The organism is Frigoribacterium sp. 9N, from assembly GCF_902506305.1.
Classification (GTDB): Bacteria; Actinomycetota; Actinomycetes; order Actinomycetales; family Microbacteriaceae; genus Frigoribacterium.
On record NZ_LR733392.1, the window covers coordinates 2244971 to 2270950 of the forward strand.

A 25980-nucleotide genomic window follows, 5' to 3' on the forward strand; every position below is an offset into this window, starting at 1 on the left:
GACCGGGTGGCCCGGCGGAGCAGGATCAGCTGCGCCGTCGAGGCCACCCGGTCTCGAACCGCGGTGAGGTGGTGGGTCAGGCCCGGGCTGGGAGCACGGGACCCTCCTCGGCTACGACTAGCGGAGGAGCGACAGCACGCCCTGGGTGCTCTGGTTCGCCTGGGCCAGCATCGCGGTGCCGGCCTGGCTGAGCACGTTGGAGCGGGTGTACTTGACCATCTCTTCGGCCATGTCCACGTCGCGGATGCGCGACTGAGCCGCCGTGAGGTTCTCCTTCGCGACGTTGGTCGACGCGATGGAGTGCTCGAAGCGGTTCTGGACGGCACCCAGCTCGGAACGGGTGGTCGAGACGGCCTTGATGGCCGTGTCGATTGCCGCGATCGAGGTGAGGGCCTCCGCCGAGGTCGTGAACTTCAAGGCGGCGACATCGGTGGCGATGGTACCGACGTTGGACTTCGACAGGTCGATCTCGATCTGGTCGTTGCCCGCGTCGCTACCGGCACCGACCTGGAAGGTCAGCTTGCCGGTACCCGCGGCAGCGCCGGTCGCGGCCTCACCGTCGAGCAGTTTGATGCCGTTGAAGTTGGTCGAGCCCGAGATGCGCGTGAGCTCCTTCGACAGCGCCGTGACCTCGGTCTGGATCGCCGTGCGGGCGTCTTCGTTGTTCGAGTCGTTGCCGGCCTGAACAGCGAGGTCGCGGACGCGCTGGAGGATCGAGTGCACCTCGGTGAGGCCACCTTCAGCGGTCTGGACGACCGAGATGCCGTCCTGGGCGTTGCGTGCGGCGACGGTCAGTCCGCCGACCTGCGAACGCAGGCCCTCGGAGATCGCGAGGCCGGCCGCGTCGTCAGCGGCACGGTTGATGCGGAGGCCCGACGAGAGCTTCTCGAGGCTCTTCGACAGGTCGTTCTGCGTGGCGTTCAGGTTGCGGTACGTGTTGTTGGCCGCGAGGTTGGTGTTGATCTGCATACCCATGGTGTTCTCCTCCGTGACTGGGTGGTGTTCGTCGGCCCATCCGTGGGCTGACACCGGCTACTGTCGGCCGGTCGACCGCGGCTGTAAGTCAGCCGCAGAAGTTTTTTCAGGCGATCTCAGACCGCCGTGCTGATGCCGGCGGCGTCGGGCTCGCGCATGGCGCGGGCGATGCCGACGGCGGCGTTCGTCGCGACGCGCGACAGGTACGCGCTGCGGCGGGCCGGCGCGGTCTTCGAGACCGGCGTGAACTCGGCGTCGGGGTCGTCGGCGTAGTGCGACTCGAGGGCGTCGCGCAGCAGGCGGACCGCCTCGGTGCGCTGCTGCGAGACGGCGCTGTGGGTGATGCCGAGCTCGTCGGCGATCTCGGTGACCGTGCGGTCACCGAAGTAGACGCCCTCGACGATCAGGCGCATGCGCTCGGGCAGGGCCTCGACCGCGGCGGCGACGTAGCGGCTGCGCTCCGAGACGAGCAGGTTCTCCTCGGGCAGCGGCAGGTCGGCCGCGAGGTGGTCGGCGACGGTGTCGTCGAGGGCCGAGACGGTCCGGGCCGCGTCGGTCAGGGCACCGGCCGCCGTCTGGCGGTCGACGCCGAGGGCACCGGCGATCTCGTCGACGCTCGGGGCGCGTCCCAGGGTCGCGGTGAGCGCCTCCTGGACGGCCAGGGTCTCCTTGATGCGCTTGCGGGTGCCGCGGCTGGCCCAGTCCCCCGAGCGCATGTCGTCGGCGAACGCGCCGACGATGCGGGTGCGGGCGTAGGCGCCGAACGGGATGCCGAGCGTGGGGTCGAAGGCGTCGGCGGCCTGGACGAGGGCGACGGCCCCGACCGAGGCGAGGTCGTCACGCGACAGGTGGGTGGCGCGGGCGCACACCTCCGAGACGAGGTAGCCGACCAGTGGCAGGTTCTCCACCACCATGGCGTTCCGTTCGGTGCGGTTCATCGCGACTCCCAGTGCGATAGGGGACCTCGTGGTCCGGTGATCGTGACTCCGGGCGCGACGAACGGCCCTCTGATCAGGGCACGTCGAAAGGGTTCGCCGAGGAGGCGCGGTGCACCGGACGAGACGTCGTCCGGACCGCAGATGATGCGTGGCGACCGACCCGTCGGGGGCCCGTCGCTGCTCTGCAACGCTACCGAGCCGGAGGGGGGCGGCGGCAGGCCGGGACTGCCCCCAGTGCGGGGGAACGACCGTCATCTCTTCGGGGGACACACCTCGTGCCCTCACCCCCGTACTGGGTCGGAACGCCCCTTCCTCCGAGCGGTGCTTTAAGGCTAGGTGCAGGGTTCGGGCCGATGACTAACGGGCCCCGCGCCTCCGCCGATAGTCACCGGTGCAGAGGACGCCGGGCACTCCTCGCCGACGGACGACGAACCCGACACCCCGATGCGACCGACCGAGGAGGCCCCCATGGGCGCGAACGAACTCTCCGCGCTGCTCTGGCGAGAGCGCGAGCTGCTCGAGCTGCTGACCTTCAAGCTCGAGGAGGAGCAACTGCTGCTCACCGCGGGCCGCAGCCGCTGGGTCGACCACGCCACGCGCGAGGTCGAGCAGGTGCTCGGTCGCCTCCGTTCCGCGGGGCTCGAGCGCAGCGTCGAGGTGTCGGCCGTCGCCCGCGAGTGGGGAACCGACGAGGAGGCCCCCCTGCGCGAGATCATCTCCGCGGCACCGTCCGGCCCGTGGGGCGAGATCTTCACCGCCCACCTCCGCGCCATGACCGAGCTGACCGGGCGCATCGCCCAGCTGCGCGACGAGAACGAACGCTTCCTGCGGGCCGCCGCCCGCGCCACGCAGGAGACCCTGGCCACCGCGTCCACGGGCCCCGCGACCGCGACGTACGACGCGACGGGCCAGACCGGTCACGCGAGCTCGGCCAGCGCCTCCGGCGGTCACCTCTTCGACGGGCGGCTCTGACGTGGTGAGCACCTTCGGCAGCCTGGCCACCGCCTACCGCGGGCTGACCGCGGCCCGCACCGGGCTCGACGTCGTCGGCCAGAACATCGCCAACGTCAACACCGAGGGCTACACGCGGCAACGGGTCACGCAGTCCTCGATCGAGGCGGCCGCCCGCGTGGGCGTGTTCTCGAACGGCGTCCAGCCCGGACAGGGCGTGTCGGTCGACGGCATCGCCCGCATCGGCGACCGGTTCGCCGACGCCCAGGTCCGCGGCGCCGCCGGGGCAGCCGGCTACCAGGGCGTGCGGGCGTCGGTCACGGCCGCCCTGGAGTCGTCCCTGAACGAGCCCAGCACGACCGGCATCGCCTCGCAGCTGACGAAGTTCTGGTCCGCCTGGCAGGACGTGTCGAACGACCCCTCGGCTGCGGCCCCTGCGGCCGTCCTGCTCGGCCAGGCGAACACGATCGCCCAGACCCTCTCGACCGGCTACAAGGCCGTCGACGACCAGTGGACCTCGCAGCGTCAGCAGCTCGACGGCCTCGCCTCGCAGCTCAACTCGGCCGCGACCCAGGTGGCCGACCTCAACGTGCGCATCCGCACCGCGACCCAGCAGGGCGTCAGCACCAACGAACTGGTGGACGCCCGCTCGGCACTGACCGAGAAGATCGCGACGCTCGCCGGAGGCACGGTGCGCGACAACGCGGACGGCACGGTCGACGTCCTGGTCGGCGGCAACGCCCTCGTGTCGGGCGACTCGGCCCGCCAGGTGAAGGTGACCGGCGACTACACGCTGGCCACCGCCTCCTCGGGGGTCTCGCTCGAGTGGACCCACCGCGCCGGCGACCCGATCTCGCTCGACGGCGGCAGCATCGCCGGTTCGCTGTCGGTGCTCGCCCCGGCCGCGCCCGGCGGCACCGGCGGGGTGCTGGCCGAGGCCGCCGCGAGCTACGACGCCCTCGCGACCCAGCTCGCCAGCCAGGTGAACGCCGTGCACGCGACCGGCACGACCGCCGACGGCACCACGGGCCACGACTTCTTCGCCCTCACCGCCGGGGTGCCCGCCGCGCGCGGCCTCATCGTGCTGCCGACCGGCGCCTCGACCATCGCGTCGGGCAACGGCACGGGAGGCGCCCTCGACGGGTCGATCGCCCGCGCCGTCGGCCGGATCGGACTCTCGTCCGGATCGCCCGACCGCGCCTGGGGCTCGATCGTCAGCACGATCGGGGCCACGGCGCGCACCGAGGCCGACCGCTCGACCCTCACCGACCTCGCGGCGACGTCCGCCAAGGGGCGCCAGCTCTCGACCGCCGGGGTCAGCCTCGACGAGGAGAACGTCAACCTGCTCACCTATCAGCACGCCTACCAGGGCGCGGCCCGCGTCATGACCGCGATCGACGAGATGCTCGACACGTTGATCAACGGCATGGGACGGGTCGGGAGGTAACCGATGATCACCCGCACCACGAACCAGATGGCGATGCTCACCGCGCAGCGCAACCTGCAGACCAGCTCGTACCGGGTCGACCAGGCCCAGCAGCGGGCCGCGAGCCTCGACCGCATCTCGAAGCCGTCGGACGATCCGGCCGGCACGGCGGACGCCCTGCGGGTCAAGGCCGAGCAGGCGGCCAACGTGCAGTTCTCCCGCAACGTCGGCGACGGCAACGGGTGGCTCTCGCTGGCCGACTCGGCGCTGTCGTCCACCGACGACGTGCTCAAGAAGGTGCGCGACCTCACGGTGCAGGGCGCCAACACCGGTGCGTTGTCGCAACCCGCCCTCGACGCCATCGCGACCGAGATCGACGGCCTCAAGGCCGACCTGCTCGCCGTGGCGAACACCTCGTACAACGGCCGCAGCGTCTTCGCCGGCACGTCGGACGCGGGCGTCGCCTTCCGCCCCGACTTCAGCTACACCGGCACCCCGGGCTCGTCGGTCACCCGCCAGATCGGCGTCGAGACCGACGTGCGCGTCGACGCCGACGGAGCCGCCGCCTTCGGCACCGGCGCCGACTCGGTCTTCAGCATGCTCGACCGCATCGCCACCGACCTGCGGGCCGGCGTCAACGTCGGCACGCGGCTCACCGAGGTCGACGCCCGGTTGACGGCCGTGCGCGGCGTACAGTCCGACATCGGGGCACGACAGTCCCAGATCCTGAGAGCCGAGGACACCCTCTTGGACACCAAGACCACGCTGGAGGCGCAGCGCGCCGGCATCATGGACCTCGATCTCGGCGAGGCCGTGCTCGACCTGCAGATGCAGAACACCTCGTACCAGGCGGCCCTCGCGGTCACCGCCAAGGTGCTGCAGCCCACGCTGATGGACTTCCTCCGATGAGCGCGAACGCCGCCCGCGAGGTCGCGGGCTCCGTCGTGACGTTCGTCGCGCCTCCGTTCGGTCTCGAGCCGCTCACCGACTTCTCGCTCGAGCGCATCGACGGCGCCCACGGGCTCTTCGCCCTGCGGGCGAACGGGTCCGAGGTGCGACTGTTCGTGCTCGACGCGTCGGTGCACCTGCCCGACTACTCGCCCGTCGTGTCGGACGACCAGTCCGCCACCCTCGACCTGCAGGACGCCGCCGACGCCCTGCTGCTCGTCGTCGCGACACCCGCGTCGACCGGCATGACCGTCAACCTGCTCGCGCCGATCGTGGTCAACGTGCGCACCGGAGCGGGCGCCCAGTTGATCCTCGAAGGCCAGGACTGGCCGCTGCGCGCCGAGCTGAGCCCCCGCGCGTAGCCACCTGCCGGCGGTCGGGCACCGGGTCGCCCGTCGGCTGGGTACGGGTTCGCCCCTCGGCTGGGCACCGGCTCGCCCCTCGGCTGGGCACGGGTTCGCCCCTCGGCTGGGCACGGGCTGCGAAGGCGGTCACGGTGTGGTGACGACCGATGCGGCCGTCGCGCCCATCGGCTTGCCTGGGACGCAGGAGGCGCGATCATGATCACGACACCCCGCACCACACGGCACCGGTTCGCCGTCGGCACGATGGCGGCGGTCACCGCCGTCCTGCTCGTCGGCTGCTCCACCGGGGACGACGCCCCGGGTTCGGGCGGTCCGGCCGCCACGCGTCCGGCGTCCGAGACCCCGACCGACCCGACGGCCGCCGCCGGACCCGGTCCGGTCGCGCCGACCGCCGACGCGACCGCCGTCACCGTCGCGGCCGACGCCGTGACGACCGACGTCGCCACGGACCTGGCCGCCCCCTGGTCGGTCGTGCGACTCGACACCGGGTCGTCGTTCGTCAGCCTGCGCGACACCGGCACCGTGCTCGAACTGCTCGCCGACGGCAGCACGCGCGAGGCCGGCACCATCGGCGGGGTCGTGCACGAGGGCGAGGGCGGGTTGCTCGGCCTGGCCGTGCTCGCGGGGTCGCCGTCGTACCTCTACGCCTACGCCACCACCGCCGACGACAACCGCGTCGTGCGCGCGCCGATCACGGGTGAGGTCGGCTCGTACGGCCTGGGCGAGCAGGAGACGGTGATCACGGGCATCCCCAGGGCGAGCAACCACGACGGCGGCCGCATCGCGTTCGGCCCGGACGGGGCCCTGTACGTGACGACCGGCGACGCGAACCAGCGGCCGAACGCCCAGGACCCCGGCTCGCTCGGCGGAAAGGTGCTGCGCGCGACCGCGATCGGCGGCGTGCCCGACGACAACCCCGAACCCGGGTCGCTCGTCTACTCGCTCGGCCACCGCAACCCGCAGGGCATCGCCTGGGACGCCACCGGCGCCGCCTGGGCGGCCGAGTTCGGGCAGAACACCTACGACGAGCTCAACGCCCTCGAGCCCGGGGCGAACTACGGCTGGCCGGACGTCGAGGGGCGCGGCGACGTCGCGGGCTCCACGGACCCGGTACTGCAGTGGTCGACCGACGACGCCAGCCCGAGCGGCCTCACGGCGGTCGGCACGACGCTCTACCTGGCCGGGCTCGGCGGCGAGAAGCTGTTCGAGATCCAGGTGGCTCCCGGCTCCGAGGCCGTGCCGACCGAACTCTTCGCCGGCGACCGGTCGCTCGGCCGCATCCGCGACGTCCTGCCCGGTCCCGACGGCACCCTCTGGCTCGTGACGAACAACACGGACGGGCGCGGCACGCCGAGCGCCGGCGACGACCGCATCGTCAGCGTCCCCCTCACCCCGGCCCCCTGACCCGGCCGGCGCCACCGGAGGAGGCGCGGGTCGGGTTCCGCACACCGGCCCCAGGAGGCGCGGGTCGGGTTCGCACACCGGCCCCGACACTCGCTCACACGCTGCGCGCCGCGCGGCCTGTTCGGGGGCCGGGCGGTTACCCTCGTACTCGATGAGCCAGCACGACCGACCCGACACGACAGCACCCGGCAGCGCCCGCCCCCAGACCGTGCCGCCGGGGTTCGCCGCGCCCGTCGTGCGCGGGACCGGTGGTGCCGGCGGCTTCGACCCCGTCAGCCTGCGCACGGCCGTCGACGTGCCCGTCGCCGAGGCCCGCCTCGCCGCCCTGGGCCAGAGCCGCAGCACCGCAGCCCTCGGCGAGCGCGCCGACCTGCTGCGCCTGCTCGGCCGCCTCGACGAAGCCCTGGCCATCGCCGAAGAGGCGTTCCGTCTGGCGCACTTCACCGGCGACCGGGCCGACTCGACGGCGGCCCGCATCCGACGGGCCCACATCTTCCGCGAACAGGGCAAGCTCGACCGTGCGCTGAACGACCTGCACACCAGCCGCATCACGGCCGCCACCGAAGAATGGCGCGAGCTCGAGGCCGCCGCCGCCGAGCTCGAGGGCTACACGCTCTACGACCTGGGCCGCAACGAAGAAGCGCGCGAGACCCTGGCCAAGGCGCTCGAGGCGTACGAGGCATCCGGTGCCCCGCGCGACCGCACGAACGGCCTGCGCGTCGCGATCGAGGGCGTCATGCGCGCCTACCTCAGCGACACCGGCCCGCAGCCACGACTCGAGGCCCCGGCCGTGGGTGACACGAACCCGGTGCCGCTCCAGCCCCTGACCGCGGCGCCGACGTCGGCCCCTGCCCCGGCCCGATCCCAGGGCCGGACCCAGGTGCCCCGCTTCGACGGCATCGCCTCGCTCCACGGTGGTGCGCCCACGTCGACGCCGGCGTCCGCTCCCGCCCCGGCTTCTGCTCCGGAGGTGCCCGCGGGCACCGCGGCCGCGGCCGCCGGCGACGGCGCGGGGGCCGAGGCCGTCCCCGCCCGCCAGCCCATGGACGCCGCGCGCACCGCCGCGATCAGCTTCGACCCCGAGTCCATGCCCGACGAGGCCGCCGCGTCGCCGGTGGCCGAGGCCGCCGCCGCCCGTGCCGAGAAGGTCGCCGCGACGGCTCCGGCCGCACCACGCGACGGTGGGCTCTGGGGCAAGATCAGCCACCTCGCCGAGCGCGCCGCGGGTCACCGCGACCGCGACTCCGACGAGTTCGACGCCGAGCGGCGGGGCGACGCCGAGCGTCGCGGCGCCGACGAGGGCCGCACCGGGGACCGCCCCCGCACGGGCGGCACCGGCGTGACCGGCGTGGTCGACGGCCTCCCGCGCGACGACGAGCCCACCACCTGGCCGTTCCCGCGGCGCTGACCCGCGCCTCCTGACCTCGACGTGGCCGACCTCGACCGGGTGCGGCGCTGGGCCGCCGCGCTCATCGACCTGCACCTCGACCCCGCCGTGTGGACCTTCGGCTTCGACAACGCCAAGACGCGCGCGGGCCTATGCAACTACACGACCAAGCGCATCACGGTCTCGCGGCACCTCGCCGGCCGCTACGACGACGACGAGATCCACCAGGTGCTGCTCCACGAGGTCGCCCACGCCCTCGCCGGCTCCCGCGCCGGTCACGGTCCCCGGTGGAAGGCCGTCGCCACCGACCTGGGCTACGTCGGCTCGCGCCTGCACGACGGAGCCATCGCCAGCGAGCTCGCCCCGTGGGTCGGGGTCTGTCCGGCGGGGCACGAGCACTACCGCTACCGTCAACCGGCGCGACCCCTCGCCTGCGGGAAGTGCTCGCGGCGGTACGACCCGGCCCACCTCATCACCTGGACGAAGCGCGCGGTCTGACGCCGCGCCTCCCGGGCCCGGTCCGCGCCGGACGAGGGCCGTCGGGAGGCGCGTAACCGGTTAGGGTGGTCAGGTGCAGACCGGACAGTGGCTCAGATCCGACACCGACACCCGGTGGTTCTTCGACTCGGGCGCGCTCAGCCTCGACTTCGCGTACCTCGGCGGGTTCCGTGCCGGGTCGCGGTTCGGCCCGGAGTCGGGCCTCGACCTGCCCGCCGACGGGTCGACCCCCTGGGACGGCCTCCTGCTGCCCGCCGACCTCGACGACTGGATCGGCGAGCGCTTCGACGGCATCGCGGGCTCGGCCGGCGACCGCGAGCTCGCCGACGCCCGGGGCCTGCGCGACGCGGTCGCCCGGCTCGCGGTCGCCGCGGCCGACGGCACCTCGAGCGATCCCGACGACGTCGACACCCTCAACCTGTTCGCAGCCCTGCCCGACGTCCCGCCGTCGCTCGAGGGCGGACGACGCCAGGCCGGGGCCGGGCGCCTGCGGCTCGGGCAGGCGATGGCGTCGGTCGCGCGCGACGCGGTGACCCTCTTCACGGCCGTCGGCTTCGTCGGCGGACCGGACTCGCGCCTCCGTCGGTGCACGAACGAGGCGTGCGGGCTCGTCTTCTTCGACGAGTCGCGCGCGGGCAGCCGCCGCTGGTGCTCGATGCAGCGGTGCGGCAACCGGGCCAAGGTCCGGGCGCACCGGGCCCGCGCCGCCCGCGCCTGAGCAGGGAGCCGCGCAGGCCTTTCGTGCGCTCCGGTCGCCGGGCCGCCCCGCTCGGCCACCGCTTCGGCTTGCCGCCCCGACCTGCCGCCCACGATCGCTCTCTGCCCCTCTACGCCACGAACGGAACAACCCGCCACGCGATTCGGTGGCGGGTTGTCGAGTACGTGGCGGCGTGAGCGGTGCGGCCCCGGCTGGGGCCGCATCGAGCACGGAGGGGACGGTCGGTCAGTCGACGACCGAGACGTCCTTCCAGAAGGCGACGTAGCCCGAGTAGTCCTTGCCGACGCGGTCGAACGAGGACGGGATCGGGGTCGGGTAGCTCCAGGCACGGTCCTGCAGCAGGTCGTCGCCCGACGTGACGCTGAAGTACTGCGTGTCGCCCTTCCACGGGCAGTGGTACTGGGTGGGGCTCTCGGTCAGCAGGTCGGAGTTCACGCTCGCGGGCGGGAAGTACCAGTTGCCCTCGATCGAGATCAGCTCGTCCTTCGGGGCCTCGGCGACGACGGTTCCGTCGGTGAGCACTGCCTTCATGGTTCCTCCTGCGGTCGGGGCGACGTTCGGGTCGCTCTGGCCGCAACGCTACGCCGAGGGGGTGAATTCCCCTCGGGAGCCCGACGGGGCCACGACGGCAAAGGCAGCGGAGGACGAGGAGGCGCGGGCCGCGTCGACCACGTCGCCCCGGTCGGTGGCGACCAGCTCGGCCGCCGAGGCCGAGGCCGTCAGCAGGTGCGACGAGGCCCGGGCCAGCGCCCCGGAGGCGGCGCAGGCGACGGCGGCCTCGGGCGACGAGAAGTCGATGCCGACCGCGGCGAGCGCGTCGACCACCGCCCCGGCGGTGAGCTGGTCCTCGACGGCGGGCCGGAACCCGTCCGCGTCGACCGCTCCCGCGGCGACGATCGCCACGAGGGCACGGTCGCCCCGTCGGGCCTGACGCTCGACCACGTGCCGGGCCACCTCGGGCGCCGCCCCGGCGCCGGTGACGACCAGGACGTCGGCCCCGCTCGCGACCTCGGGCAGACCGGCGACGACGCGCACGGTCTCGTCCCGCGTCAGCGTGCCGTGCCCGTCGATCACGTCGACCACGACGACGACGTGCGCGCCCGGGGCGATGCGGGCGGCTCCGGCCACGCCGTGGTCGAACCTCACCTGGTACTTCTGCTGGCCGTGCGGACTCATCCGACCAGCGTAGGCAGCCGCGCTCGGACGTCGCCCGTGCGTGACGCGACGTGACGTGCGATCAGGCGGCGGGAGTTGGATCGGGGCATGCACGTGCAGCTCAAGCTCCGCCTCGCCTGCCCCGTCGATGTCGCGACCGACGCCCTGCGCGACCCTCGGGTGATGGTCGCCGTGACGAAGCCGCTGGTGGTCTACCGCTCCGAGTCGCCGTCGGGCTTCCCCGACCGCTGGACCGAGGAGGCGCACCCGGTGTCGGCGAGCATCCTCGGCGTCCTGCCGCTCGGCAGCACGCACGTCGACCTCGACTGGCACGAGCGCGACGGTGCGTGGATCCAGCGAGACACCGGGCGTGGCACGAGTGGCCAGTTCGCCCGCATGCGCATCAACCACCGGATGGCCGTCGTGCCGGACGGTCCGGGCCACACGCTGTTGCGCGACCGGCTCGAGTTCCACGCCGGGGCGCTGGGCCTCGTGCTCTGGCCCGGGCTCTGGGCGACCTGGCAGTGGCGCGCCCTGCGGATGAAGGCCCTCGCCCCGACCTGGCGCGGGGCGTCGACCCACCCGAAGCACGTCTGACCCGCTCCGCGGTCCGCAGCAGCACTCAGCCGTGGCAGGTCGGCCGTCGCAGGTCGACCGCTCCGCGTCAGCCCCAGAAGCCGGCGTGCACGGCCGAGGCCTCGTCGAGGAGGGCCGGCCCCGACACCGACACCGCGCCTCCCCCACGAGCGAAGACCTCGCGGCAGGGCAGGTCGAGCGTCGATTCGCCCTCCTGCTCGGTGACCATGCCGAGCAACTGCTGTTCGGCGAGCGCGTAGACGACCCGGCCGATGCCGGCCCAGTGGATCGCTCCGGCACACATCGCGCACGGTTCGGTGCTCGTGTAGAGGGTCGCGGCCTTGAGCGTCGGCTTGTCGAAGCGCTGCGCGACGAGCCGGACGAGGTTCGTCTCGGCGTGGCCCGTCGGGTCGCCCTCGGTGACGACCGTGTTCTCGGCCTCGACCACGTCTCCGTCGGCCGTGAGCACCAGGGAACCGAAGGGATGGTTGCCGTGGTCGCGAGCCTGCTGCGCGACCTCGATCGCGCGGTGCAACCGCGCCAGGTCGGCCGGGGTGACGGTGGGGTCGGGAGTCGTGGTGTCGGTCGTCATGGGGCGAGCGTAGCCAGGGAGCGCCGTCCGCCGCGGCCGGGACGGCGAGCTGTGGACGGGCGACCTGCCTGTGAGCGAGCCACGGGCACCGCGGCGACCGCCTGCGTACGGTGGCAGAGGTGACCGACCCGACCCGCGCCTCCTCGTCCACCGGTGAGACCTCCGCCGACGCCGGCGTCGACGCCTCTGCCGAGACCACCGCCGACGCCGACGACAGCACCTCCCCGACGCCCGCCCAGGGAGCGCTCGACATCGCCTCGTGGCGGCGGACGATCCACGGGCTCTACCGCGACGTGCGCGAGGCGACCGACCTGGCGGCGGCGCACGACCTGTGGCGACGCACCCGCGACGAGCTGTTCTCGACGCACCCCTCGACCCCGCTGCTGCCCGAGGACCGCCCCGACTTCACCGGCCTGCCGACGAAGCCGTACGACCCGGCCTGGCGCTTCGAGGTGTCGGTCGAGCCGGCCGAACCGCGACGCATGGTGGTCGAGACCGGCACCGACGGCGACGTGCTCTTCGACCTCGTCGGCGTGGCCGACGTGCCCGGCGTCGGCAGCCTCGACGTGTGGAAGCTGGCGCAGTACGCCGGCGGCCTGTTCATCCCCATCAAGGACGCGCTGGCGGGCAAGCCCGGCGGCACCTACGGCGGAGGGCGCTACCTGATCGACTCGGTCAAGGGCGCCGACCTCGGCGCCGGCGGCGAACCCGGCACGATCGTGCTCGACTTCAACTTCGCGTACAACCCCAGCTGCGCCTACGACCCCGCCTGGGCCTGCCCGCTCGCCCAGCCCGGCAACACGGTCGCGGTCGAGATCCCCGTCGGCGAACGGTACGGGCGCGCGCACTGATCGGGGCCCGCGGGCGGACGCGCGCATCGCTCGAACCCCGCGGGGGACGCGCGCACCGCTCGAACCCCGCGGGCGGACGCGCGCCTAGCCCTTCGGCTCGGAGTCGACCTCCACCGCGACGCCGTAGTCGTCACCGCCGTCCGTGCTGATCACCGAGACCGAGTCGTAGACGACGTCGGAGCCCGGGGTCCTGACGTCGCAGTGCACCTCCGCCTGGTCGACGACGGAGACCGCGTCGTCGCCGCAGTCGACGTCGGGGCGGGTGCCGACCTCCTTCTCGAGGGCGTCGGCGACCGTGGTGGCGAAGGCGCTGGACGACACGGTCCGGTCGATCGAGGCCGAGGCGGTGCATCCGGCCAGGGCCGTCGCCAGGACGGAGGCGGTGATCACGCTCGAGACGACTGTCGATGTGCGCATGGGTGCAGACCTTCCGGACGAGGCGGAGACCGCGGTGCGTGCCCCCGGAGCCGCGGCCCTCGCGCCCCCGACGTGCAGCCAACCACGTCGTCCGGCCGGTAGAACGACAGGTCGATCCTCACGGGCACGTCGACTAGCGTCGGATCATGACCCCGACGACGCCGCCCACCACCCCGTCGAGCCCACAGGTCGTGACGCAGGCGCTGCTCGACCTCGGCTCGCGACCCGAGCATCCCTTCACCACGAGCATCGAGGGCGGACGCATCGTCTTCACCTGGGTCTACGACAAGGCGTCGGGGCCGTTCGGCAGCCGGGAGCAGTCGTACCGGCTGCGCATCACGCTGATCCCCGAGACCTCCGAGTACAAGAGGTCCGAGATCGGCGTCGAGCGGCAGCGCGGCTCGGTCAGCGGCTCGTACACGTTCAACTCGGCGAAGGTCGTCGGCCCGGTCAAGCGCACCCTCGAAGCCCACGGCTGGCACCGCCGACGCACGGCGCTGGGCAAGGCCATCCGGCGCCTGTTCTCGTAGCGGACGGTCGTCGGAGGTCAGGAGGCGCGGTGGGGGCGAGGCGTCCCGAGGGGCCGACCCGCGCCTCCTCGGCTCGTCCCCGGCGCCGCCACGCGGCGCCCCGCACGGCCGTGCACACCACACCCGTCGCGTTTTCCGGCGCCAGCCGCTAGGCTGGGTTCACTTGCGAGCCGGCCCGATCGGCTCCCTGCGTCGTAGCACGCCCCTCACCGCCTCTCCGTCCTGGCACACACCCAGGCAGACCAGCAGGCGCGCGAAGCTCACTCTGCGGCGAAACGATCGTGCACACCTGCACCGTCGCCACACCTCGAGCCCGGCTACGACAGCCGTCCTCCCGGCACTGCCCCGCCCTCGTGCGAGCACGTCCCCGACGTGCCTCCTCACCAGCAGGCGGCCAGGCAGCCTCGGCCCGGCTCGACACCGATGCCCCGAAAGGTGCACCACATGTCAACGAACACCCTCGACACCGAGAACACCACCGGCGCCACGAGCGTCGACGAGACGGCCGACGCCGTCACCTTCAGCTCGCTGGGCGTGCCCGCCCCGATCGTGAAGTCCCTCGCCGCGGAGGGCAAGACCACCGCGTTCCCGATCCAGGTCGACACCCTGCCCGACACCCTCGGCGGTCGCGACGTCCTCGGCCGCGGCAAGACCGGCTCGGGCAAGACCCTCGCCTTCTCCATCCCCATGGCCGCACGCCTCGGCGGCAAGCTGGCCGGCGGCAACCGCCGCGCCGGACGCCCCCTCGGCCTCGTCCTCGCCCCCACCCGCGAGCTCGCCACGCAGATCGACGCCGTCCTCGCCCCGCTCGCCGAGGCCTACGGCATGCGCACCACCACGATCTTCGGCGGCGTCTCGCAGAACCGTCAGGTGCAGGCCCTCAAGGCCGGCGTCGACATCATCATCGCCTGCCCCGGCCGCCTCGAAGACCTCATGAAGCAGGGCTTCGTCAAGCTCGACGCCATCGAGATCACCGTGCTCGACGAGGCCGACCACATGGCCGATCTGGGCTTCCTGCCCGGCGTCACGCGCATCCTGAAGGCCACCCCGAACGACGGCCAGCGCCTCCTCTTCAGCGCCACCCTCGACAACGGCGTGGACAAGCTGGTCAAGCAGTTCCTCCACAACGAGGTGCTGCACTCGGTCGACGAGGCCAACTCGCCCGTCGCCAAGATGACCCACCACGTCTTCGAGACGCCCGACGTCGACAGCAAGAACGCGCTCATCCAGAAGCTCGCGAGCGGCCAGGGTCGTCGCATCCTCTTCATGCGCACCAAGCACCACGCGAAGAAGCTCGCCAAGAAGCTCACCGAGTCGGGCATCCCCTCGGTCGACCTGCACGGCAACCTGTCGCAGCCGCAGCGCGACCGCAACCTCGCCGCCTTCCAGGACGGTTCGGCCCGCGTGCTCGTCGCCACCGACGTCGCCGCCCGTGGCGTGCACGTCGACGACATCGAGCTGGTCATCCACGTCGACCCGCCGACCGAGCACAAGGCGTACCTGCACCGCTCGGGCCGCACCGCCCGCGCCGGAGCCGAGGGCGACGTCGTCACCCTCGTCATCCCCAGCCAGAAGCGCGACGTCGCCCAGCTGATGAAGAAGGCGGACATCCGCCCGACCATCACCGCCGTGACGCCGAACTCGCCCGAGGTCGACGCCCTCGTCGGCCAGGTCGCCGCCTACGTCAAGCCCTCGCCCAAGGCTGCCGTCCAGCAGCAGCAGGGTGGCGGTGGACGCTCGCAGGGCGCGAACGCCCAGCGCAAGCGCGCCGCCCGTCAGGACTCGCAGGGCAACCCCATCGCCCGCCAGGACCGTTCGGGTCGCCCCAGCCAAGGAGGCGCGGGTCGCGGTTCCGACGCCGGTCGCGCCGGTGCCGGTGCCGGTGCCGGTCGTTCGGGTGGCTCGCGTGACGGCGGCCGCCAGGGTGGTCGCGACGGCGCCCGCCGCGACGCCGCTCCCCGCGGTGGCGCCTCGACCTTCTACTCGACCGAGTCGGGCCGCGGTTCGTCCACGCCCGTCCGCGACGACGCCCGTGGCACGCGCGACGGTGCTCGTGACGAGACCCGTGGCACCCGTCAGACCGGTCGCCGCGCCCAGAGCAGCGGCACCCAGAGCGACGGCGGCCAGAGCCGCACCAACGCCGTCCGCAACGACCAGGCCGAGTTCGCCGCGTCGCTCGGCGGCTCGCGCGAGGGCGGCCAGCGTGACGGCGGCCAGCGCAGCGGCGGACGCCGCGCCTCGTCCGAGGGCGGCCGTCCCGGCTCGCTCAAGGTCGGCGGCCTCGTGGGCGGCAAGGCCCGCACCGGCGGCGGCCAGCGCGGCGGTCGCTGACCCGACCCGCTGCCACACCCCCGAACCGGCGTGACACCCTCTGATCCGAGGGTGTCACGCCGGTTCGGGGGTGTTGCGCTGCCAGCCCCTTCAGCGCACCCCGGCGCGCGCGAGGGCCCGCACCATGGGCTCGGCGCGCAGGGCGTCGCCCCAGGTCCATCGGACGACGGTGTGAACGCCGGGCAGCGCCCGCAGATCGTCCTCACGCCGCTTCTCGTCGATCACGACCTGCTCGGGGCTGCGCCCGGCCCGCATCCGTTCGTCGCGGTACTTCACCTCGCCGTCGAACTCGCCGATGACGCCGAACTGCGGCCACCAGAAGTCCACGAAGCCGATCAGGGGGCCCGTCACCGGGAACCGGGCCTGCAACACGGGCCCCGTGAGCCCGGCGGCCCTCATGCCCGCCCGGCTCAACGACTCACCCGGCGACTCGGACCGCCCATCGGCGAAGGCGACGGCGACCGCCGCCCGTCGACGCCCGGGCACCCCGGGCCGTGCGGCCAGGGCGGCCTCGAGCGCGGACCGGTCGTACGCGCCCGCGTGCAGCCCGTGGTCGAGCACGACGGTCGCCCCGCGCAGGTCGCGCCGGCGCACGCTGTCGACGGCCGCTCGGGCGGCACCCACCACGGGCAGCCCGTCGACCGTGTCGATCTCGCCGTCGCCGAGGGGCGCCGCGTGCTGGTGGACGGACCCGGTCACCTTGTCACGAGCGCGCTGACGTGCCACGACGTGCACCCTTCGAGGCCACTCGCCCAGCAGCGGAAACCCCCGAATGGCGAGGGCGGACTCGTGGGAGACGACGGCGTCCGGTCCGAGCCGGGGCAGCACCGTGTGCACGCGGGCGGTGTGCTGCGACGCCGGGCCGAGCGACCGCCAGTCGTCCGTCCGGACGTACACGCCGGCGGCGAGCCTCACCGCGAGGCCACGTCGCGCGTCCCGCTCGATGGAGGAGGCATCCACGCCGTCGTCGACGAGCCGGGAACGACGGATGAGCAGGCCTGACGTGTCGCGCATCGGTCCAGCCTGGCCGAGCGCCGTCAGGGACGCGGCCCGCGCCTCCTCGCCTGTGGAGAGGTGCTGGGCGACACCCCCGAACCGGCGAGACACCCCGCGATCCGAAGGTGTCACGCCGCGTCGGGGGTGTTGCGAGCGCCGCTAGTGCAGGGCGCCGACGGAGGCGAGGGCGCTGCGCAGCAGGGTGCCGCGCCCGCCCTCCATCTCGGCGGCGACCTCGTCGGAGGCGGCCTGGTGCGGCGTCAGCCAGGTGAGCTCGAGGGCGTCCTGCCGCGGGTCGCACGTGCCCGTGACGGGCACCACGTACGCGAGCGACACCGCGTGCTGACGCGGGTCGGTGTAGACCGACGAACCGGGCAGCGGGAAGTACTCGGCGACCTGGAACGGCACCGGAGACGGCGGCAGCTGGGGGAAGGCCATCGGCCCGAGGTCCTTCTCGAGGTGGCGGAACAGCGCGGTGCGCAGGCTCTCGCCATACATCACCCGGCCCGACACGAGCATGCGCGAGATCGACCCCTCGTCGGAGGCGCGGAGCAGCACCCCGACCTCGGTCACGACCCCGAGGCCGTCGGTCCGCACGGGCACGGCCTCGACGTAGAGGATCGGCAGGTGCTGACGCGCCTGGAAGAGCTCGTCCTCCGAGAGCCAGCCGGGATTGGGGTCGGGGTCGGGTGTCCGCACGGAGCTCATGGGCCATTCTTACCGGCTCGGGGGCCCGATCGCGTGACGTGACGCTACGGGCGAACAGCACCGGCCCCGATGTCGGCACCCGTCGCTAGGCTCGGCCCATGGTGCAGATCGACCCGTCCCTCGTCCAGTGGTCCGCCGTCGAGGCCGAGCGTGACGGGCGTCCCCTGCTCGTGTTGCTGCACGGCGTGGGCTCGCACGAGGGCGACCTGATCGCGCTCGCCCCCTACCTGCCGCAGCAGTTCGTGGTCGCGTCGCTGCGGGCACCACTGCCCCACGGCGACGGGTTCTCGTGGTACCCGCTGTCGACTCCCGGCGCACCCGATCCGGGCGCCGTCGACGACGCGGCCGAGGCCGTGCTCGCCTGGCTCGACTCGCTCGGGGCGCACCATCCGTCCCTCAGCCTGCTCGGGTTCTCGCAGGGCGGGTCGCTCTCGCTGCAGCTGCTCCGTCACGCGCCCGAGCGGTTCGCGTTCGCGGCCGTGCTCGCGGGGTTCGTGGTCCCCGCCGCGGGCGACGACGCCACGCTTGAGTGCGCGGCCGCACGCGACGACGCCGTCACGGCCGCCCGCCCCGCCGTCTTCTACGGTCGCGGCGACGTCGACCAGGTCATCCCCGCCGACGCCGTCGAGCGCACGTCCGCCTGGCTCGAGACGCACGCCGACGCCGAGCAGACCGTCTACCCCGGGCTGGCCCACGGCATCTCGCAAGAAGAACTCGACGACCTCAACGCGTTCATCGGTCGCGTCACCGCCGCGCCGGTGGTCGACGGCGGCGCCTCCGTGGTGGCCGGCGAGGCCGGCACCGCCGACTGACCACGGGCCTCCGCCGACTGACCACCGGGCCCCACCCGGCCCCGCACCACCCGACGAACGAAGGAGGCGCGCGATGGCGACGCTCTCGGTGTCCGGTTCCGCCACCCACCGCCACCGTGCCGAGCGCGGCGTCGTCCACCTCACCGTGGGCTTCGACGGCGACGACCGCGAGGCGGTCGTCCGCGACACCGCCGCGGTGCACTCCCGCCTCACCGAACAGGCCACGGCCTGGCGCCGCCAGGAGGCCGCCACCTGGTGGAGCGCACAAAGGGTCGCGGTCGAGACCGAGGCGACGACCGACCGGGGCGACGGGGCCGACGCGACCCGCGCCTCCTCGGTGGTGCGGTTCCGCACCCGGGCCGCCGTCGACGTGCGGTTCAGCGACTTCGACGCGTTGGCGTCGTGGGTGGGCGACGTCGCCGTCGAACCGGGCGTCACCGTCGAATGGATCGAGTGGTCGCTCAGCCACGACCGTCGGCCCGAGGTCGAGAAGGCCGTGCGGGTCGCCGCGATCGCCGACGCGGTCACCCGGGCCGGCGACTACGCCGAGGCGCTCGGGCTCGGTCGGCCGACGCTGCAGTCGGTCTTCGAGCCGGGGTTGCGGCCCGGCGCTCCCGGTGGGGGCAGCCCGTTCGGCCTGGCCCGTGCCGTCGCGACGTTCTCGTCGGGCGGCCCCGTGACGTTCGACCTGTACCCGGACGACATCGAGGTCACCGCCGAGGTCAGCGCCGACTTCATCGCCTGACCCGCCTCCGGGCACGGCCGACCGGCAGGCCCGCCTCCCGCGTCCCGCCTCCCGCCTCACAGCAGCCGGTGCCACACTCCCTCGACGCCGATCGGCACGAACCCGACGGCCTCGTTGACCGCGAGCATGGGCCGGTTCTCCTCGGCGTTGAAGGTCAGCACGGACGGGCGTCCCGGCTTCTCCGCGATCAGTCGGTCGAGGTTGGCGGCCTTGACGAGCCAGCCCAGCCGGTGCCCGCGGTGCTCACGCCGCACGAGGGTCATCTGCTGCATGGCGGGCCGCGACGCGTCGTCGGGCACCGCGAGGTCGGAGCACGCGACGAGCCGGCCGGTCGGCACGTGCTCGGCCGCCGCGGTCAGCGAGGCCCGCCCGCTCGCGGCGCGTCGCTGCTCGGCCTCGACCAGGCGATCGACGGTCCAGACGTCCTCGGGCTCCGGCACGTCACCCATCGGTGCGTCGGTGCTCAACGCGGTCGCCATCGCCGCGACGTCGGACCGCCAGCGCGGAGGCGTGGGGCCGGACCAGGTGTGGACGCGGTACTCGTCCCCCGCCGCGGCGAGCGCCTCGGAGCGGATCGCGGCCAGCGCCTCCTCGTCGACCGGCAGGGGCAGGCGGCTGATGCGCTCGACCTGGCCGAGCGCGTAGCCGCGCGAGAGCGCGAACCGGACCTCCGAGGAAGCGCGGGGCACCCACCCGTGACCGGTCGAGGCCTCGAGGCGGTCGCCCGGGTCGGGGCGCGAGCCCTGGCCGGACGCGACGAAGGAGATCGCGTCGGTCCTGCCCGCCGCGCGGGCGACGGCCTCGACGTGGTCGAGCAGGGCCGTGCCGAGCCCCCGGCGGCGGTGCTCGGGGGCGACGGCGACCCAGAGCCAGCAGGTCGTGACGGTCGGGTCGGCGAGCGTCTCGTAGGTGGCCTGTCCGACGATGCGACCACCGGACCGCACCACGAACAGCCGCCGCGGCGTGAACCGGTCGTGCCACTGCGGCAGCTGTTCGACCGGGCCGAAGTCGAGGTCGCCGAAGCCGAGCACCTCGGCCTGGACGGCGTTCTCGAGGCCGATGGCCTCGACGTAGGCGGCGACGCGTGCGGTGTGGTCAGCGCGGTCGGCGCGGTTGGCATCGGCGTCGTGGCCGGCATCGGCGTCGGCTCCGGCGTCGGAACGGGGCTCGAGGGTGTCGGGCACGACGATCTCGTCGATCACGATGTCGGTCACGGGGGCTCCGGGGTCGTGGCGGGGACGTGGTCCGCCGCCCGGCAGGGCAGCCGACCAGGGTAGCGCCGTCCTCGGCCTCCGCGCCAGGGGGGAGACGGCTCGACCCGCAGCGCGTAGAACGGGGCGATGAGCGATCCCTTCGACCTCGGACGGTACGTCGACGCGCAGGACGCCGACGGCACCCACGACCAGGCCCTGGCCGAGCTGCGCCGCGGGCGGAAGACCTCGCACTGGATGTGGTTCGTCTTCCCACAGATCGCCGGCCTCGGCCGCAGCGGCATGGACCGCACCTACGCGATCCGATCGCTCGACGAGGCGCGGGCCTACCTCGCCCATCCCCTGCTCGGCCCGCGCCTGCGCGAGGCGGCGGGCGTCGCGGCCCGGGCGGACGCCGCGAGCGCCGGCGAGCTGATGGGCGGGATCGACGCCCTCAAGCTGCGCTCGTCGATGACCCTGTTCGCACGGGCCGACCCGACCGAACCCGAGTTCCGGGCCGTGCTCGATCGCTGGTTCGACGGCGTCGAGGACGACCTGACCGTCGCCCGCCTCTGAGCCCGTCCGCGACCGTCCGTCGGGCGACGGCTCCTCCCCGGACGAGGAGGCGCGGGTCGTCGCCCCCAGGCGCCGCGCCTCCCCTGCCGGTGTCGGCTCCCCCGGCTACGCTCGTCCGCATGCGCCAGCTCTACCCCGAGATCGAACCCCACGACTCCGGCCTGCTCGACGTCGGCGACGGCCAGCAGGTCTGGTGGGAAGAATGCGGCGACCCCGACGGCAAGCCGGTGGTCTTCCTGCACGGCGGGCCCGGCAGCGGGTCGTCACCCGCGCACCGCCGCCTGTTCGACCCCGACCGGTACCGCATCGTGCTGCTCGACCAACGTGGGGCGGGTCGCAGCACGCCCCACGCCGGCACGTTCGGCACCGACCTCTCGACGAACACGACCCGCCACCTCGTGGCCGACCTCGAGACCCTGCGCGAGCACCTGGGCATCGACCGCTGGCAGGTGTTCGGCGGCTCGTGGGGCTCGACCCTCGCGCTCGCCTACGCCGAGACCCACCCCGACCGCGTCACCGAGCTCGTGCTGCGCGGCATCTTCACCCTTCGCCGGAGCGAGCTCGACTGGTTCTACGAGGGCGCGGCGTCGAACGTCCTGCCCGACCGGTGGCAGGGCTACCTCGCCCCGGTGCCCCTCGACGAACGACGCCCCGGCGGGCTGATCGAGGCCTATGCGCGACTCCTCGCCGATCCCGACCCCGCCGTCCACGGGCCCGCCGCCGTCGCGTGGTCGTCGTGGGAGGCCTCGGCGATCACCCTGCTGCCCCGCCCCGACCTGGTCGAGCGGTACTCCGACCCGGCGTTCGCGCTGGCCTTCGCCCGCATCGAGAACCACTACTTCGTCCATCGCGGCTTCCTCGACGAGGGCCAGCTGATCCGCGACGCTCACCTCGTCTCGCACATCCCGACGGTCATCGTGCAGGGCCGCTACGACCTGTGCACGCCGGCGACGACGGCCTTCGACCTGCACGCCGCCCTGCCCGACGCCGAGTTCGTCCTGGTCGACGACGCCGGCCACGCGTTCGACGAGCCGGGCATCCTCGACGCGCTCATCGCGGCGACCGACCGCTTCGCGGCCGAGTCGACGCCCTCGCGTGACGAGGCGAGCCGATGACCGTCGTCCTCGCCGGCTGCGGCGACCTCGGCACCGAGGCGGCCCTGCGCTTCGCCGCCCTCGGGCACCACGTCCTCGGACTTCGTCGCTCGGCCGAGAAGCTGCCCGCGTCGATCGACGGCGTGTCGATCGACCTCGGCGCCACCCGGCCCACGCTGCCCGCCGACACCGAGATCGTCGTCGTCGCCCTCTCGGCCGGGTCCCGCGACGTCGACACCTACCGGGCGTCCTACGTCGACGGCCTGCGGAACGTCCTCGACGCGCTCGACGAGGCGGGGGCCGCCGACGCCCGGGTGCTGTTCGTCTCGTCGACCGCCGTGTACGACGTCGACGACGGCAGCGTCGTCGACGAGACCACCCCGGCGACCGGGGCCTCCCCCACGGCCGAGGTCATCCTCGAGGCCGAGGCCCTGCTGCACGCGCGTCGTCCCGACGGCATCGTCCTGCGCCTCGGCGGCATCTACGGCCCGGGCCGGGAGCGACTGATCACCCAGGTGCGCGACGGAGAAGCGCGCCTGGCCGAGCCGGCCGGCAGCTCTCCCCACACGAACCGCATCCACCGTGACGACGCGGCGGCCGCGATCGTGCACCTCACCACCACCTCGGCGCCGACCGACGTCCTGTACGTGGGGGTCGACGACGAGCCGTCGAGGCTCGACGACGTGCTGGCGTTCGTGGCCGACGAACTGGGGTCGCCCGTGCCGCCGAGCGCGCCTCCTCGGGGTCGTCAGGCGGGCGGCGACAAGCGGTTGTCGAACGCACGACTACGCGGCACGGGATTCACCTTCGAGTACCCGACCTTCCGCGAGGGGTACCGGGCCGTGATCGCGGGCGAGGGCGTGCGGCACCCCTGAGCCGGGCCCAGCCCGGCTCGGGCCAGGCGGTGCGAGCCTGTCGGACCTGCCCCGCAGGTGCGGGCCGTGTGGACCACGCCCGCCGGTGCGGGCCGGGTGGACCCACGCCCGCCGGTCCGAATTGGGGGGTCACCTCGCCCACCTCGCCCACCTCGCCCGCCTCGCGCGCGAGGACGCCGCCCAGCGGACCGGGCACCGCGTGGTGTCGCGGGGCCCGGTCCACTGGACGGCGTCCTCGAGGGCGGAGGGTGATCAGTGGATCGGCGTGCCACCCGTCACGGCGATGGTCTCGCCGCTGATGTAGCTCGACTCCTGGCTCGCCAGGAAGACGAACGACGGGGCGAGCTCGACGGCCTGGCCCGGGCGGCCGTAGGCGGCCTCCGAGCCGAAGCTCTCGATCTTCTCGTTCGGCACGAAGGCGGGCTGCAGCGGCGTCCAGACGGGGCCGGGCGCGACGCCGTTGACGCGGATGCCGCGTTCGGCCAGCTGCTGGGCCATGGCGCGGGTCCAGTTGGCGATGCCGGCCTTCGACACGGCGTACTCGGCGAGGTCGGGCGAGGGCTGGAAGCCCTGGATCGACGAGGTCGTGATGATCGAGGCCCCTGGCTTCAGGTGCGTCGAGGCGGCCTTGGTCAACCAGAACAGCGGGTAGATGTTGGCCTTGAGGACGTGGTCGAGCGTCTCGGTCTCGAAGTCGTCGATGCTGCTGACGGTCGGCATGACGCCGGCGATGATCGCCAGGATGTCGAGGCCGCCGAGCTCGGCGACCGTCTTCTCGACGACGTCGACGTTGGTCTGCTCGACCTGCAAGTCGCCTGGCAACAGCACGGCGGTACGACCGGCCTCGCGGACGAGTGCGGCGACCTCTTCGGCCTGGGACTGCTCCTCGGCGAGGTAGCTCAGCGCGACGTCGGCACCCTCGCGGGCGAAGGCGATGGCCGTCGCGCGGCCGATGCCGCTGTCGGCACCGGTGACGAGGGCCTTGCGACCGGCCAGGCGACCGCTGCCGACGTAGCTGGTCTCGCCGTGGTCGGGCTCGGGCTTCATGGCGTGGACGTCGCCGGGAGCGCTCTGCTGCTGGTGCTCGAACGGAGGCTGGGGGTACTGGGTGACGGGGTTCTGCGGGGTGTACATGTTGTCTGCCATGCCCCCGGTGTACGCGGCGGAGCGAGCGTGCCGGCCCAGCTTGTACCCCGGTCGGGGGTGACGTCGGCGGCGCGGAGCGACGACAGGAACCGAGGAGGCGCGGCACCACCCCCGGGGAAAGATACGGTGGTCGCGTGCCCCTGCTGCCACTGCCTTCCGAGACTCCCCGTCAGGTCCTGCCCGCCTGGGTGCTGCGCGCCGACCGACGGGCCGCGAAACGCATCAACTCGGTCAGGGGAGTGCCGGTCGTCGACCGCAACCTCAGCCGCCTCAGCCACTTCGCCGACCACGGACTGTTGTGGGCCGCGGTCGCCGCAGGACTCGCCCTCGTCGGCCAGCGTCGTGCCGCGGTGCGGGGCACCCTGTCGCTCGGTTTCGCCAGTGCCATGGCGAACATCGTCGGCAAGCGCATCTTCGGCGGCAACCGGCCCCTGATCGACGACGTCCCGATCGAGCGACGTCTACGCAGCCAGCCGCTGTCCGCGTCGTTCCCCTCCGGCCACGCGGCCTGTGCCGCCGGCTTCGTGACGGGCGTCGCCATCGAGTCGCCGGGAGCCGCGGCAGCCTTGTTGCCGCTGGCCGGTGCGGTCTCGTGGTCGCGCCTCCACGTGGGGGCGCACTGGACGTCCGACGTCGTCGGCGGGCTGCTCATCGGGTCGGGCGTCGCACTGCTGGGCCGACTCGTGTCGGCACCGCGCGGGCGCTGACCCCGGGCCGGCCCGCCGGCACCCGGTCTACCAGCGGGGGTGGACGGCCTCGCGGAAGTACTGGTCGTAGATGCGGACGACCTCGCTGTCGAGCCCGTCGTCGAGCTCGCCGACGCTGCCGGCCGCGGCGTTCGCCGTGGCCTGCGCCACGTTGCGCGCTCCGGGGATGACCGTGCTGACGCCCGGCTGCTCGACGATCCACGCGAGGGCGGCCTGCGGCACGGTGACGCCGTCGGGGACGGCCGCGGCGAACTCCTGCGCGGCGGCGACGCCCTGCTCGAAGTCGACACCGCTGAAGGTCTCACCCTGGTCGAAGGCCTCGCCGTGACGGTTGTACGTGCGGTGGTCGTTCTCGGCGAAGGTCGTCTCGGTCGTGTACTTGCCCGACAGCAACCCGCTGGCGAGGGGGACGCGCGCGATGATGCCGACGCCGGCCCGTCGCGCGGCCGGCAGCACCTCGTCGAGGGGCTTGAGACGGAACGCGTTGAAGATGATCTGCACGGTCGCGAGGTTCGGTCGGGCGATGGCGGTCAGGGCCTGGGCGGTCTCCTCGACGCTGACGCCGTAGGCACGGATCGCACCGTTCTCGACCAGCTCGTCGAGGGCGTCGTAGACCGCATCGCTCTCGAAGACGGGGGTGGGCGGGCAGTGCAGCTGCACCAGGTCGAGCGTGTCGACGCCGAGGTTGCGGCGCGAACGATCGGTCCACGCCACGAAGTTGTCGCGGACGTAGTTCGACGGCACCTGGTCGAGCCGACGGCCCATCTTCGTCGCGACCGTGAGGGGCACGTCGGGGTTCGACGCACGGAAGCGCCCGATGATCTGCTCGCTGCGCCCGTCGCCGTACACGTCGGCGGTGTCGAAGAAGGTCACCCCGGACTCGACGGAGGCGCCCAGCACGTCGAGCGCGTCGCTCTCGCTGACGTCGCCCCAGTCGGCACCGAGCTGCCAGGTGCCGAGACCGATGACCGAGACGGGACGGTCGGCGAGGAAGGGTGAACGGGTTCCGAGGGTGCGGCTCTGCATGCCGTCGAGCCTAGCCACGCCGCACGTCGACCCGCCCAGACTG

Annotated in this window: 29 protein-coding genes; 18 read left to right on the forward strand and 11 right to left on the reverse strand. The window is 73.4% G+C overall.

From position 1 onward, the window contains the following. Positions 1-117 precede the first annotated feature (117 nt). Both ARTHRO9V_RS13580 and ARTHRO9V_RS13585 read right to left on the reverse strand, forming a co-directional pair. Entirely contained in the window at positions 118-975 is an 858-nt protein-coding gene (locus tag ARTHRO9V_RS13580; RefSeq protein WP_055975183.1) for a flagellin, read from the reverse strand. Between the two features lie 116 nt (positions 976-1091). After that, positions 1092-1913, reverse strand: a complete 822-nt coding sequence (locus ARTHRO9V_RS13585) for a sigma-70 family RNA polymerase sigma factor (protein WP_056043710.1) — start codon at positions 1911-1913, stop codon at positions 1092-1094. A 468-nt stretch (positions 1914-2381) separates the two neighbouring features. On the opposite strand from ARTHRO9V_RS13585, the gene ARTHRO9V_RS13590 reads away from it, so the two are divergent. From ARTHRO9V_RS13590 to ARTHRO9V_RS13625, 8 genes are all read left to right on the forward strand, one after another. After that, the gene (locus ARTHRO9V_RS13590; RefSeq protein ID WP_056043714.1) at positions 2382-2885 is read left to right on the forward strand and encodes a flagellar protein FlgN; all 504 of its coding nucleotides are present in this window, start codon (positions 2382-2384) and stop codon (positions 2883-2885) included. 1 nt (position 2886) lies between these two features. Continuing rightward, positions 2887-4311, forward strand: coding sequence for a flagellar hook-associated protein FlgK (flgK, locus tag ARTHRO9V_RS13595; RefSeq protein WP_370516206.1), 1425 nt, complete (start codon positions 2887-2889; stop codon positions 4309-4311). Positions 4312-4314: 3 nt separating this feature from the next. Continuing rightward, complete coding sequence (gene flgL / locus ARTHRO9V_RS13600; RefSeq protein ID WP_056043718.1) at positions 4315-5199, forward strand: flagellar hook-associated protein FlgL; 885 nt, start codon at positions 4315-4317, stop codon at positions 5197-5199. Next, complete coding sequence (locus tag ARTHRO9V_RS13605) at positions 5196-5600, forward strand: flagellar assembly protein FliW (RefSeq protein WP_056043721.1); 405 nt, start codon at positions 5196-5198, stop codon at positions 5598-5600. Before flgL ends, ARTHRO9V_RS13605 begins: the two co-directional genes overlap by 4 nt. A 198-nt stretch (positions 5601-5798) precedes the next feature. After that, positions 5799-7007 (forward strand): sorbosone dehydrogenase family protein, encoded by a 1209-nt coding sequence (locus tag ARTHRO9V_RS13610; protein WP_159827896.1) that lies wholly within the window; start codon positions 5799-5801, stop codon positions 7005-7007. A gap of 151 nt (positions 7008-7158) precedes the next feature. Beyond that, positions 7159-8415, forward strand: coding sequence for a hypothetical protein (locus tag ARTHRO9V_RS13615; protein ID WP_159827899.1), 1257 nt, complete (start codon positions 7159-7161; stop codon positions 8413-8415). A 21-nt stretch (positions 8416-8436) separates the two neighbouring features. Continuing rightward, complete coding sequence (locus ARTHRO9V_RS13620) at positions 8437-8892, forward strand: SprT-like domain-containing protein (RefSeq protein ID WP_056043729.1); 456 nt, start codon at positions 8437-8439, stop codon at positions 8890-8892. 73 nt (positions 8893-8965) lie between these two features. Then, entirely contained in the window at positions 8966-9610 is a 645-nt protein-coding gene (locus tag ARTHRO9V_RS13625; RefSeq protein WP_159827902.1) for a CGNR zinc finger domain-containing protein, read from the forward strand. A 225-nt stretch (positions 9611-9835) separates the two neighbouring features. Here the strand turns inward: ARTHRO9V_RS13625 and ARTHRO9V_RS13630 are convergent, their stop codons facing one another. Then, a complete protein-coding gene (locus ARTHRO9V_RS13630) occupies positions 9836-10141 on the reverse strand; it encodes a DUF427 domain-containing protein (RefSeq protein WP_159827905.1) in 306 nt (101 codons plus the stop codon). A 48-nt stretch (positions 10142-10189) separates the two neighbouring features. Then, on the reverse strand, positions 10190-10786 hold the full coding sequence (locus ARTHRO9V_RS13635) for a hypothetical protein (RefSeq protein WP_159827908.1): 597 nt from the start codon (positions 10784-10786) through the stop codon (positions 10190-10192). Between the two features lie 87 nt (positions 10787-10873). Here ARTHRO9V_RS13635 and ARTHRO9V_RS13640 point away from each other — a divergent pair, with 87 nt between their 5' ends. Beyond that, complete coding sequence (locus ARTHRO9V_RS13640; RefSeq protein ID WP_056043741.1) at positions 10874-11362, forward strand: hypothetical protein; 489 nt, start codon at positions 10874-10876, stop codon at positions 11360-11362. A 67-nt stretch (positions 11363-11429) separates the two neighbouring features. Here ARTHRO9V_RS13640 and ARTHRO9V_RS13645 read toward each other — a convergent pair whose 3' ends face one another. Then, complete coding sequence (locus ARTHRO9V_RS13645) at positions 11430-11933, reverse strand: nucleoside deaminase (RefSeq protein WP_159827910.1); 504 nt, start codon at positions 11931-11933, stop codon at positions 11430-11432. 251 nt (positions 11934-12184) lie between these two features. Between ARTHRO9V_RS13645 and ARTHRO9V_RS13650 the strand changes: the two genes are divergently transcribed. Beyond that, positions 12185-12784 carry a DUF1684 domain-containing protein gene (locus tag ARTHRO9V_RS13650; RefSeq protein ID WP_370516211.1) on the forward strand — a complete coding sequence of 200 codons (600 nt, stop codon included), beginning with the start codon at positions 12185-12187 and terminating at the stop codon, positions 12782-12784. An 84-nt stretch (positions 12785-12868) separates the two neighbouring features. Here the strand turns inward: ARTHRO9V_RS13650 and ARTHRO9V_RS13655 are convergent, their stop codons facing one another. After that, on the reverse strand, positions 12869-13201 hold the full coding sequence (locus ARTHRO9V_RS13655) for a hypothetical protein (RefSeq protein ID WP_159827914.1): 333 nt from the start codon (positions 13199-13201) through the stop codon (positions 12869-12871). A gap of 146 nt (positions 13202-13347) precedes the next feature. On the opposite strand from ARTHRO9V_RS13655, the gene ARTHRO9V_RS13660 reads away from it, so the two are divergent. Both ARTHRO9V_RS13660 and ARTHRO9V_RS13665 read left to right on the forward strand, forming a co-directional pair. After that, a complete protein-coding gene (locus ARTHRO9V_RS13660; RefSeq protein WP_159827916.1) occupies positions 13348-13731 on the forward strand; it encodes a hypothetical protein in 384 nt (127 codons plus the stop codon). 444 nt (positions 13732-14175) lie between these two features. After that, positions 14176-16062, forward strand: coding sequence for a DEAD/DEAH box helicase (locus tag ARTHRO9V_RS13665; RefSeq protein ID WP_201298948.1), 1887 nt, complete (start codon positions 14176-14178; stop codon positions 16060-16062). 90 nt (positions 16063-16152) lie between these two features. On the opposite strand, the gene ARTHRO9V_RS13670 is transcribed toward ARTHRO9V_RS13665, so the two are convergent. Both ARTHRO9V_RS13670 and ARTHRO9V_RS13675 read right to left on the reverse strand, forming a co-directional pair. Further along, a complete protein-coding gene (locus ARTHRO9V_RS13670) occupies positions 16153-17076 on the reverse strand; it encodes a hypothetical protein (RefSeq protein ID WP_159827920.1) in 924 nt (307 codons plus the stop codon). 141 nt (positions 17077-17217) lie between these two features. After that, positions 17218-17766: an NUDIX hydrolase family protein gene (locus tag ARTHRO9V_RS13675; protein ID WP_056043756.1), complete on the reverse strand. Its 549-nt coding sequence runs from the start codon at positions 17764-17766 to the stop codon at positions 17218-17220. 98 nt (positions 17767-17864) lie between these two features. On the opposite strand from ARTHRO9V_RS13675, the gene ARTHRO9V_RS13680 reads away from it, so the two are divergent. Together ARTHRO9V_RS13680 and ARTHRO9V_RS13685 are read left to right on the forward strand one after the other, a co-directional pair. Beyond that, the gene (locus ARTHRO9V_RS13680) at positions 17865-18578 is read left to right on the forward strand and encodes an alpha/beta hydrolase (RefSeq protein WP_159827922.1); all 714 of its coding nucleotides are present in this window, start codon (positions 17865-17867) and stop codon (positions 18576-18578) included. 73 nt (positions 18579-18651) lie between these two features. Further along, positions 18652-19323: an SIMPL domain-containing protein gene (locus tag ARTHRO9V_RS13685; protein WP_159827924.1), complete on the forward strand. Its 672-nt coding sequence runs from the start codon at positions 18652-18654 to the stop codon at positions 19321-19323. Between the two features lie 56 nt (positions 19324-19379). Here the strand turns inward: ARTHRO9V_RS13685 and ARTHRO9V_RS13690 are convergent, their stop codons facing one another. Further along, positions 19380-20537 carry a GNAT family N-acetyltransferase gene (locus ARTHRO9V_RS13690; protein WP_159827926.1) on the reverse strand — a complete coding sequence of 386 codons (1158 nt, stop codon included), beginning with the start codon at positions 20535-20537 and terminating at the stop codon, positions 19380-19382. 126 nt (positions 20538-20663) lie between these two features. On the opposite strand from ARTHRO9V_RS13690, the gene ARTHRO9V_RS13695 reads away from it, so the two are divergent. The 3 genes from ARTHRO9V_RS13695 (at position 20664) to ARTHRO9V_RS13705 (ending at position 23058) form a co-directional block, all read left to right on the forward strand. Further along, positions 20664-21089 (forward strand): DUF1810 domain-containing protein, encoded by a 426-nt coding sequence (locus ARTHRO9V_RS13695; protein WP_159827928.1) that lies wholly within the window; start codon positions 20664-20666, stop codon positions 21087-21089. A gap of 119 nt (positions 21090-21208) precedes the next feature. Beyond that, positions 21209-22204 (forward strand): prolyl aminopeptidase, encoded by a 996-nt coding sequence (pip, locus tag ARTHRO9V_RS13700; RefSeq protein ID WP_159827930.1) that lies wholly within the window; start codon positions 21209-21211, stop codon positions 22202-22204. Beyond that, on the forward strand, positions 22201-23058 hold the full coding sequence (locus ARTHRO9V_RS13705) for an NAD-dependent epimerase/dehydratase family protein (protein WP_159827933.1): 858 nt from the start codon (positions 22201-22203) through the stop codon (positions 23056-23058). The genes pip and ARTHRO9V_RS13705 overlap by 4 nt, the downstream gene beginning before the upstream one ends. 252 nt (positions 23059-23310) lie before the next feature. Here the strand turns inward: ARTHRO9V_RS13705 and ARTHRO9V_RS13710 are convergent, their stop codons facing one another. Next, the gene (locus tag ARTHRO9V_RS13710; protein ID WP_123571344.1) at positions 23311-24204 is read right to left on the reverse strand and encodes an SDR family oxidoreductase; all 894 of its coding nucleotides are present in this window, start codon (positions 24202-24204) and stop codon (positions 23311-23313) included. Between the two features lie 134 nt (positions 24205-24338). Here ARTHRO9V_RS13710 and ARTHRO9V_RS13715 point away from each other — a divergent pair, with 134 nt between their 5' ends. Then, the gene (locus tag ARTHRO9V_RS13715) at positions 24339-24911 is read left to right on the forward strand and encodes a phosphatase PAP2 family protein (RefSeq protein WP_056043774.1); all 573 of its coding nucleotides are present in this window, start codon (positions 24339-24341) and stop codon (positions 24909-24911) included. Positions 24912-24938: 27 nt separating this feature from the next. On the opposite strand, the gene ARTHRO9V_RS13720 is transcribed toward ARTHRO9V_RS13715, so the two are convergent. Then, entirely contained in the window at positions 24939-25937 is a 999-nt protein-coding gene (locus tag ARTHRO9V_RS13720; RefSeq protein WP_056043777.1) for an aldo/keto reductase, read from the reverse strand. Between the last annotated feature and the right edge of the window lie 43 nt (positions 25938-25980).